Here is a 3,718-nt window from a genome sequence, read left to right as displayed (position 1 = left end):
GCTCGGGAAAACGTTGTTGCCATGTAGTTGACTCAGGAAGTCCAACCTACTTATCGTACTATTGCTCGCTTTGTTGTCTCTGATACTATTGAGATGATGCTAAAAAGTTCATTTTCTGAATTTAGAAAATATTTGCGAAAAAATGGGCTCATTGATGAGGCTGTATTTATTGAGACTTATGTCGCAGCTTCGTCTTTTTTTAATAATTTTCCTTTTTTAACTCCACGATTGGTGCTTACTTGTTGCTAGCATCTGTTATATTCAAGTTATCAAACATATAGGAGTGATCACGATGGAAAATGATTTAGAATTGACCAACTTATTATTTCAACTAAAAACTTTTGCCGACAGCTTAGCCCTGCAACTATTGGTCAAAAAATACCAACCCATGATCTTAAGCTTGATCGGCCATTTTCACTTACAACTTTTAGATACCGATGACCTATTACAAGAGGCTCGGATCATTTGTTATCAAACAGCGTGTTCCTTTGATCCAACTAAAGCCAACATTACTTTTGGTGCTTACTTCAAGCTCAGTCTCTGCAACCATTTTCGTTCGCTCTTACGCCGTGAAAATGCCCAGAAACGTCTACTTGAAAAGCAAGTCATTTCACTTGAAGAGCTACTCTATGAAAAAGGTGATATTTTGCCGATGACTCTTAGTGATCTTGAATTAAGGATCGAACTTGAATTACTTTTGCAAAAATTACCGACCTTACTCACACCTTTGGAATACCAAGTTTTTTGTGCTTATCTTCATTATCAAAAAGCTTCTCTTGTCGCCCAAAAACTCGAGTTAAGTCAAGCCCAGATCAATAATGCCATGCAGCGCTACCACCACAAACTAGCTCGCTGGTATCAAAAAAATGGTTAGCATTCTACTTTAGATAGAATACTAACCACCTATATTATTTAATTTTTAATAACAAATGATATATCCTGGGAAGAAATTCATCCCGTGGTGTTTACCATAATAGTCTTTTTTAGGCACTTTTGATTTATGGCAATGCTTTGGATAATTCAATGGTGGACAATAACGATTGATCAAGGTCACTTTATTTTCACCTGTGTTTACTTGGTGGGTGAAATACCCTTTGACCTGTGTGACTTCTACAACTTGATATTTGATAGCTTTACCATTTTGTTTTGCCGGTAAGTCTTTCCAGGTATATTGCCAGTTATTCTTAGCACTAAGTTCGATCTTACCACCGTAGATCTGACCGTTAGCATAGAGTTGCACTTGGACAGATCTAGGGCGAAGACAAGCATAGTTGTTGTTGTCTTGCCAGATTTTTTTGACTTCGAACTTAGTTGTCGCTGGTTGATAGCTATTGACCAGATCATAGCCATCGACCTTAGTTTGATAATCTTTGACTGGGTCTTCAGTGATAGCATAATTGATCTTTTTACCTAAATAATATTCAGGAATATTTTTAAAGCTATATTGCCAGTTATCTTTAGCTGTTACTACCTTACTTTGAACTTTGTGCCCATTAGCGATCAAATTGACTACGATCTTTTCGGGACGCTTACCATCTTGGTTATTTTTATCTTCCCAAGTTTTTGTCCCTGAAATATCGATCACTTTGGCTTTATTGATCACATGTTTGAGCAATGGTGTTCCCATCACAAATTCAGTCGCCTTGATCTTGAGTTGCTCATTGCTAACTTGATAGCCTTCAGGTGCCTTAGTTTCAACTAGAGTGTAGTTATCGCGCAATAAGCCTGTGATCTGGGCAGTACCATCAGCACCAGTCGTCACTGTCTGAACACGTTCTCCGGTAGCATCACGGATCACATCAAAAACAGCGCCCGAAAGTGGTTCACCTAATTGATTTTCTTTATGAACTTTAAGTGTATAAGTGTAACCCGTCGCATTCCCACTGGAAGTTTGGTAGACAACATTAGCTGTATATTCGATCGGTTCTAAATTATCAGCAGTCATTTGCGCCTTGTTGCTAAAAGCTTCACCAGGTACTGGATCATGACCTACTTCAACTTGATAAACGATCAAATAGCCTTCACCCTTGATATCACCTAAGTCAAGCTCAAAGCTTCTTTGATCAGCTGCCACATTGACTTTATATTGCGAAGTCACATCAACTTCATTAGCCAAGAAAAAGCCATTACTACTGTTTCCGTTTTGTGTTAATTGCCAGTCACCCTTTTTGATGGTAAAGCTACCAGCCTTATATTTTAAACCAGCTGAGACTAACATATCCTTGATCTTAACATTTTGGTAATCTTTCTTACCGCCATTGACCCGGATCGCATATTGGATCACTTTGCCTTTTCCGTCTACAAACCATGTAGACTTGGAGAAGGCTTCTCTGGAATCATCGTGACGATTTTCATAATCGATCTCGCCTAAAGGTTTGACTTGACCATCAACATCAAGTGTTAACATAAGCTTTTTACTTTCTTTTACGACCTTAGTATCAACTCGCAAAGCCAAAGTAAGTGTTCCATTGATGTCGGAATGTTTTTCCACGAAATCAGTGTAGACCATCTTGATCTGTTTGTTAGCTGCATCGATCTTGGCGTGGGCTACAACATTTCCTTGGGCATCCTTGATCTCAAAATCAGTATTGCGAACTAAACGTAACTCAGTAGGCAATTGGATAAGTGAATAATCGCCTTCTTTGGCTTGATTATTCGGCAACGTAAAGCCCATTTTTAAGGTCAAGTCAGTATACTGGTCGATCTTGGTCACTGCTTTTCCATCAGCTGTTAACGATAATTGTTGCACATCAGTAATAACTTTAGTCGGCGCCCGTGGGTTTATCTCAGACACCGCTTCTTTTTGGACTACCTGTGTATTTGTTTCAGGTCGAGCAGTATTATCAGCAGATGTTGTTTGCTTCTGCGCTGTTTCCTGCTCTTGAGCAGCTTGTTCTTTGGTGGCAACTACACTAGTTGCTTGTTGCTCACTTTGAATGTCACCTGCAACTGCCACTAGTGGTGTCGTAAAAAATGCGCCAATAAACGCTAGTAACACCAAGTAAACACTCATTTTTCTTCTCATTTTTATTCCCTCCAAAACACCCGGGATGTTCAATAAAGTTTTAAATACCTAATATCGGTCGTGCACTACCAACGATTAAATAATACCACAACTTTTTAATTTGTACATAACTATTTTTTAATGTATATTCAACTTAAATAAACACTTTTACATAAAGGTTATTAATAATAAATACATTTATTTTTATGTCCTATAATTTCTAGTGTTATCAATATTTCGTACTTGATTCGGAGGCAATGACTAAAAAATCCTCTAATAGGCTGATTCTTATCTAGCTAACCTTCACTTCCTACTATTGACAAATGTAAAAAAAGATGATCGTAATAGCTACTATTTGGCTATATACGATCATCTTCTCGATGTATTCATACATTATTTCTAGTTACGGCATAATTAACACCAAAATGTTCTTTTTTGCCCACTATGAATCCTATAACATTTAAGAAATAGTATAAAAAAAGCCGTGACCAGTTAATAACTGACCACGACTTTGGACGCGTAGCAACTTCCTACCCTCGCAAGGGGCGATCCCCTAACTACTATCGGCGTTATAAAGCTTAACTTCTGTGTTCGAAATGGGAACAGGTGTGACCTTTATGCGATCATCACTACACTAAGCGGAAGACGGGATTCGAACCCGCGACCCCCACCATGGCAAGGTGGTGTTCTACCACTGAACTACTTCCGCAAAAC

Annotated in this window: 2 protein-coding genes, 1 tRNA gene, 1 rRNA gene and 1 pseudogene; 2 read left to right on the top strand and 3 right to left on the bottom strand. The window is 38.4% G+C overall.

Annotated elements, in window-relative coordinates:
• A pseudogene (locus LMU01S_RS10850) lies at positions 1 to 219 on the top strand (IS1182 family transposase); the annotation flags it as partial.
• Positions 220 to 292: 73 nt separating this feature from the next.
• On the top strand, positions 293 to 874 hold the full coding sequence (locus LMU01S_RS09630; protein ID WP_056958901.1) for a sigma-70 family RNA polymerase sigma factor: 582 nt from the start codon (positions 293 to 295) through the stop codon (positions 872 to 874).
• 45 nt (positions 875 to 919) lie between these two features.
• Here the strand turns inward: LMU01S_RS09630 and LMU01S_RS09625 are convergent, their stop codons facing one another.
• The 3 genes from LMU01S_RS09625 to LMU01S_RS09615 all read right to left on the bottom strand — a co-directional run bounded on the left by LMU01S_RS09625 (position 920) and on the right by LMU01S_RS09615 (position 3,713).
• Positions 920 to 3,025: a Cna B-type domain-containing protein gene (locus LMU01S_RS09625; RefSeq protein WP_056958900.1), complete on the bottom strand. Its 2,106-nt coding sequence runs from the start codon at positions 3,023 to 3,025 to the stop codon at positions 920 to 922.
• 496 nt (positions 3,026 to 3,521) lie between these two features.
• Positions 3,522 to 3,638: ribosomal RNA gene (gene rrf / locus LMU01S_RS09620) — 5S ribosomal RNA — on the bottom strand.
• A 3-nt stretch (positions 3,639 to 3,641) separates the two neighbouring features.
• Positions 3,642 to 3,713 (bottom strand) — tRNA-Gly (locus LMU01S_RS09615).
• Between the last annotated feature and the right edge of the window lie 5 nt (positions 3,714 to 3,718).

Source organism: Ligilactobacillus murinus DSM 20452 = NBRC 14221 (assembly GCF_001591685.1).
Lineage (GTDB): Bacteria > Bacillota > Bacilli > Lactobacillales > Lactobacillaceae > Ligilactobacillus > Ligilactobacillus murinus.
The sequence above is the reverse complement of the archived record's forward strand: the minus strand, read 5'-3'. Positions and strand labels throughout refer to the sequence as shown.

Excerpts from the sequence above, each read along its gene's own strand:
- LMU01S_RS09630 (WP_056958901.1), top strand. The coding sequence starts at position 293 with ATGGAAAATGATTTAGAATTGACCAACTTATTATTTCAACTAAAAACT.
- LMU01S_RS09625 (WP_056958900.1), bottom strand. The coding sequence starts at position 3,025 with ATGAGAAGAAAAATGAGTGTTTACTTGGTGTTACTAGCGTTTATTGGC.